The following is a 6,195-nucleotide window of genomic DNA, read 5'->3' on the forward strand; positions in this document are numbered from 1 at the left end:
GGTGGGGGCCGCGATCTCCGAGTGGGGGCACGTCCGGCTGTTCTCGCCGTGGCGCTACGACACCGACGCCGCCGCCCGCCGCCTGCTGGAGCCGACCGGCTGGCGGCTGCCCGACCCCGACGCCCTCCCGACCGGTGCCGAAATGGTGCGCGACTACCTGGCCCCGCTGTCCCGCGTGCCCGCGCTGGCCGGACGGATCCGCACCGGCACCCGCGTCGTCGCGGTCACCAGGCAGGGCATGGACGTCACCCGCACCATCGGCCGCGACGAGCACCCGCTGCTCGTGCGGGCGGTCGGACCGGACGGGGCCGTCACCGACCTGACCGCCCGCGCGGTGATCGACGCGTCCGGGACGTGGGGCCGGAGCAACCCGCTCGGCCACTCCGGCCTGCCCGCTCCCGGGGAGGACGAGGCCGCCGCCCACCTGACCGGGCCGCTGCCGGACGTCCTGGGTCGCGATCGTGACCGTTTCGCCGGACGCCGTACGCTGGTCGTCGGCATGGGTCACTCGGCTGCCAACACGCTGCTCGCCTTGGCCGAACTCGCCAAGGCCGCCCCCGGCACGCGCATCACCTGGGCGGTGCGCGGGACGTCGGTCGCCCGCCTGTACGGCGGCGGCGACGCCGACGGCCTGTCCGCCCGCGGCGCGCTCGGCACCCGCCTGAAGAAGGCCGTGACCGACGGAGAGATCGACCTGATCCGCGGCTTCACCATCACCCGCTTCACCACCGGCGACGGAGCCGTCCAGGTCACCGGCACCACCCCGGACGGGGACCACGTGATCACGACCGACACCGTGGTCGCCGCCACCGGGTTCCGCCCCGACCTGGACATCCTCCGCGAAGTCCGGCTCGACCTGGACCCCGGCACCCAGGCCCCGGCCAAACTCGCGCCGCTCATCGACCCCAACTTCCACTCCTGCGGGACCGTCCCGCCGCACGGCGAACGCGACCTCGCCCACCCCGAACCCGGGTTCTACCTGGCCGGAATGAAAAGCTACGGACGCGCCCCCACCTTCCTGATGGCCACCGGATACGAGCAGGTCCGCTCCATCGTCGCCGCGCTCGCCGGAGACCGGGAGGCCGCCGACACCGTCCAGCTCGACCTGCCCGAGACCGGCGTCTGCTCCACCAACCTGGTCACCGAAGACGAACTACCGGGCTCCCCCGCACAGGACGGCGGATGCGGGACGTCCTGCTCCACGTCACCGGCACCCGAACCCGCGACACGAACCGAATCCGCAGCCGTTTCCGCGGCCGGTGGCGGCTCGTGCTGCGGCGGCGGATCGGTGTCCGAGCCGATCAGCATCGGCGTCGGCGCACCCGCCGGGCTAGGCTTCTCCACCGGGATCGAGCACGGCTACTCGGGCGAGGCCGAACGCGCCGATGACTGACGCGGCCGAACCTGCCGCCCGAGACCGGGCACCGGCGGCTCCGGCCGCCGGAGCCCGGTCGGCGCGTGGCCACGCCCGGCGCGCGGTGAACAGCCCGCTGGCCGCGCTGTGCGTCACCGAGATCACCAGCTGGGGCGTCCTGTACTACGCCTTTCCCGTGCTGGCTCCCGCCATCACCCGCGACACCGGCTGGTCCACCGGCGCCATCACCGCCGCGTTCTCCGCCGCGCTGATCGTCGCCGCGCTGGGCGGGATCCCGCTCGGCCGCGCCCTGGACCGCCGAGGGCCGCGCGCCTTGATGACCGGCGGATCGGCGCTGGCGGTGCTGTCGGTCCTGGGGCTGGCGGCGGCGCCGAACCTGTGGTTGTTCACCGCCTGCTGGCTGGTGGCCGGTGCGGCGATGGCCGCCGTCCTCTACCAGCCCGCGTTCGCCGCGCTCACCCGCTACTACGCGCCCCGGCACGTCACCGCACTGACCACCCTCACCCTCGCCGCCGGACTGGCCAGCACCGTGTTCGCGCCGCTCACCGACGCCCTGTCGTCCCACCTGTCGTGGCGGGGCGCCTACCTGGTCCTCGCCGCCGTGCTCGCGGTGGTGACCGTCCCGCTGCACTGGCTGGCCCTGCGCCGCCCCTGGCCCTCACCGCACGAAGGTGCGACGCACCGGAACGACCTCCCCAAGAAGCACGCCACAGGACGCGCCGCCGTGTGGGGCACCGTACGCAGCCGGCCGTTCCTCCTGCTCACCGCGGCGCTGACCCTGTCGGCCTTCACGGCGTTCGCGGTCGTGGTCAACCTCATCCCGCTGCTCACCTCGCGCGGCGCGGACGCCAGCGTCGCGGCGTGGGCGCTCGGGCTCGGCGGCGTCGGCCAGGTCGCCGGACGCCTCGGCTACCGCACCCTCGCCCGCCGCACCGGCGTCCGCGCCCGCACCATCTGGGTCCTGGCGCTGTCGGCCGCCACCACCGCCGCCCTCGCCCTCGTCCCCGGCCCGATCGCCCTGCTCATCGCCATTGCGTTCCTCGCCGGAATGACGCGCGGCATAGCCACGCTCCTGCAGGCCACCGCCGTCTCCGACCGCTGGGGCACCGCCGCCTACGGCTCCCTGTCCGGGATCCTCGCCGCGCCCATCACCACCGCCAGCGCGATAGCGCCCTTCGCCGGAGCCGCCCTCGCGGCCGTGCTCGGCGGCTACCCCACCATGTTCCTCGCCCTCGCCGCAGCCGCCGTCATCGCCACCCTCTTCGCCATCGGCACCGCACCACCCACCACACAGAACCGATGAGGAGGCCAGGCGGTGCTGGGCGCGCGCTCGCAGAGGGGCCTCAGGCCAGCCGCTTCCAGACGGTGTCGCCGACGATGCCGTTGTCGTCGGAACGCACGAGCCCGCGTGCAGGGCGACGAGGAGGCGCATCCGCGCGTCCTTCGTGGAATGCTTGTCGTACCAGCGCAACGCGCCGCGCGAATGATCCGCCAGCGGGTGGACGAGCCGCAGCGGCTGGTGTTCCTGGTGCGGGACGATGATGCCCCGTCCCCGCGGTCCTCCCGGTAGCAGAGGTGCCAGGGCAGATCGGACGCGTCGAAACTCTTTTCCAACGCGGAGTACAACTCGAGGCGCGCCTGGCCTGCGTATCGTTCGGCCGTCCCGAGAATACGGCGATGTCGCAGGCGGACACGCTGCAGTGCCTGGTCCCGCCGCTTTCACCATGGCCTGCGGGTTCACGCGTCTGCTCGGGCTCCCTCCCGGCGAAGGGGTCTCCAATGTGCCCGCGTGCCGCCGACGCTGACAAGCGGACCTATAGATTCTTTGTCGCAACACGAGACTCTGATCCGCGCGATCGGAGCGTCGGTGGGGGTCGGAGGGGTCGGAGGGGTAATGCCTGGATATCCGCACTCTGAAAGCGACGGGTTCGTGCCCCTTCCGTTCGGCGCGCAGATCGTGCCGGCGCTGGGCGGCCCCGGCGCTCCCGTGTACGTCGTGGACTGCGGCCTGGTGGACGGGCGCCCGGTCGTGATCAGCGACGGGCCCGACCACCTGGTGCGGGTCTGGGATCTGGCGTCCCACCGCCAGATCGGCCCGCCGCTGGAGGGCGAGTCCCCGATCTCGGTCTGGTCGCTGGCGTTCGGGACCCTCGACGGGCGGCCCGTCGCCGTCCGCGGCCACGGCGACCTGACGATCTGGGAGCTGACCGGGCACGGGCGGACCGACCGGCCCGCCGAGCCGCGCTACATCAGGTACAACGCCAGAGGTTCGATCTACGCGGTGGCCTGCGGCGTGCTCGACGGGCGCTCGATCGCGGTCACCGGCGCCTACGACAAGACCGTCCGCGTGTGGGATCTGGCCGACGGCACCCCGGTCGGCACCCCGATGACCGGCCACGAATCGGTGGTGCGGGCGGTGGCGGTCGACGTGCTCGCCCGCCGGACCATCGCGGTCACCGCCGGCGAGGACAACACCGTCCGGGTCTGGGACCTGTCCAAGGGCAGGCAGCATGGAAGGCCGCTGACCGGACACACCGAACCGGTGTGGGCGGTGGCCGTGGGCATGCTCGACGGGCGGCCCGTCGCCGTCAGCGGCGGCGACGATCACACCCTGCGGCTGTGGGACCTGCCGGACGGCAGGCAGATCGGCCCCACGATGACCGGCCACACCGGGCGGATCCGGTCCGTGGCCTTCGCCGCGCCGGACGGCGTCCCGATCATCATCAGCGGCAGTTCCGACTACAGCGTGCGCGTCTGGGACGCGCGCACAGGCGAGCAGAGAGGAATGCCCCTCACGGACGGCCGCACCCTGGGCATCGAATCGGTCGCCTATTCACTGCTGGGTGGCCGTCCCCGGGTGGTGGCCGCCGACGGATACGGGTTCGCCCGGGTCTGGAACCTCGACGCGCACCGCGCGATGGGCGCGGGCTCGCCCACCCGTTTCGCCGCCGAATTGCCCGGCACGTGGACCGACCCCGATTCCGGCGACGTCTACGATTTGACCGGCCCGCTGGTCGATGATGAGGGCAGCGAGTGGAAGTACGTCGACTTCGACGGCTTCGAACCGCTCGTCACCGATACCGACGACCCCCGTCTCGGGTTGAGCGTCGTCTTCGCGCATGACGAATGGGGTTTCAGCGACATCGTCACTCCGGGCCCGCCGGTGCCCGCCTTCACGCGGATCACCGCCGAGGAATGCCCGTCCTGCGGGCACGCCGCCGACCCGGATGACGAGGTCACCATCGACACCGCCCTCATCGGTTTCCTGAACTGCCTCAGGCACGACCCGACCATGACGGACGAGACCTACCGGGAAATGGAGGGAGCGACGAAGAGCCTGCGCAACTCGGCGGGCTGGTATCTGGAGGACGGCACCAAATCCACCGTGGAAAAGCTGCCTGATCACATGGGCGAGTTCCTTGGCCTCTGGATGCCGCGCAGCATCTCACTCGGCAGCGACGACGACGAAGACCGGAAGATGGAGGCCATCGGCCAAATGGTCGTCCGCCTCGCCGGCTGGCTGGGCGAGCGGGGCCACCTCTCCGCCGCCGCGTCCACGGCCATGGCCGCCGAGGGACGGGAGGCCGCCCGCGATCTCCCCGCCGGAAAGAGCGCAGGGAGGGCGCTCAAGCGTCTCATCGCCGACAGCCCCTACGCCTTTCACAATCTCGAGCCCGCGGAGATCATCGACGAGTGGATGGGCGATATGACCATCACCAAGATCGGTCGCGGCAGCCTCCGGTTCACCGGGTATGACGACCCTCCGCAGGACATGACGCTGCCGGTCCCCGCGGAACTCGGCGACCAGATCGGCAGCGGCTGGACGGTCTGGGTCCGCCTCGTCCGGACCGAATCCGCCGGCTGGCAGTTCAACCAGATCGGAACCGTCTTCACCTGACACTAATCCCATATCGAACAGGACCAAAACCCGCACCGACTCGCGGGATTCGCCCATCCGGCTGGTCGCGCTCCACCCGGCGTCCGCCATGGATATAGTTGCCCGGCATAACAGGTATATTGCCGTTAGGTCTTCCATGAGCCGTTCAGCGATCTTGTTCATCCACGGTCTCGCGTCCGGCCCGCGGACCTGGAAGCCCCTGACCGACCTCATGAGGGCCGATCCCCGAATACCCGACCGGCTCGAATTCGAGCAGTTCGAATACAACACCCGGCTTGTGGGAAGCAGGCTGCTCACGCGCGTGCCGAGTTACCGCACCGCCGCCGACAAGCTGCGCACCAGATACGAACGCATTTCGCCGGGCTATGACGAGATCGTCGTCATCACGCACAGCCAGGGCGGATTGGTCCTGCAAACCTTCCTGTCCCGAATGCTCTCGGACGGCCAGGGCGAGAAACTCGCCCCCATCAAGAGAATCGTCATGACCGCCTGCCCGAACGGCGGCTCCGGGATCTTCCTCCTGCCCCGCCGGGTCATGGGCGGCTTCCTGCTGAACGTCCAGGAGAAGCGCCTGCGGCCGCTCGACGAGGAGGTGGCCGACACCCACCGCCATGTCGTGAAGGGGATCGCCGAGGCGACCCAGGTGACCACCGCGAGCTGCCCGATACCGATCGTCTCCTTCGCCGCGGAGAGCGACCGCATCGTCCAGCGCGCATCCGCCTACGGTTCGTTTCGCCTGCACGGAATCCTGCCCGGCAGCCACAACAACGTCCACAAGCCCAGATCGCTCGACGATCCCGGGTACCTCGACCTGAGCAACGAGGTACTCCGCGGATTCGCGAACGGCGTGGCCGCGTCGCGCACGCCACCCGCCGGCGGGCCGGGCACGGCCCCGGCCACCGCGGCGCCCCCGACGATCCCC

General features: G+C 71.3%; 4 protein-coding genes. All 4 read left to right on the plus strand.

Annotated features, from left to right (window positions below):
- A partial coding sequence (locus E1264_RS38895) for an NAD(P)-binding domain-containing protein (RefSeq protein ID WP_132181973.1) occupies nucleotides 1-1,393 on the plus strand: 1,393 nt, incomplete at its 5' end.
- Nucleotides 1,394-1,478: 85 nt separating this feature from the next.
- The gene (locus tag E1264_RS38900) at nucleotides 1,479-2,678 is read left to right on the plus strand and encodes an MFS transporter (protein WP_243711439.1); all 1,200 of its coding nucleotides are present in this window, start codon (nucleotides 1,479-1,481) and stop codon (nucleotides 2,676-2,678) included.
- Between the two features lie 627 nt (nucleotides 2,679-3,305).
- The gene (locus E1264_RS38905; RefSeq protein ID WP_165964611.1) at nucleotides 3,306-5,273 is read left to right on the plus strand and encodes a WD40 repeat domain-containing protein; all 1,968 of its coding nucleotides are present in this window, start codon (nucleotides 3,306-3,308) and stop codon (nucleotides 5,271-5,273) included.
- Nucleotides 5,274-5,409: 136 nt separating this feature from the next.
- A partial coding sequence (locus E1264_RS38910; protein WP_279492068.1) for an alpha/beta fold hydrolase occupies nucleotides 5,410-6,195 on the plus strand: 786 nt, incomplete at its 3' end.

This window comes from Actinomadura sp. KC216 (genome assembly GCF_004348535.1).
GTDB lineage: Bacteria > Actinomycetota > Actinomycetes > Streptosporangiales > Streptosporangiaceae > Spirillospora.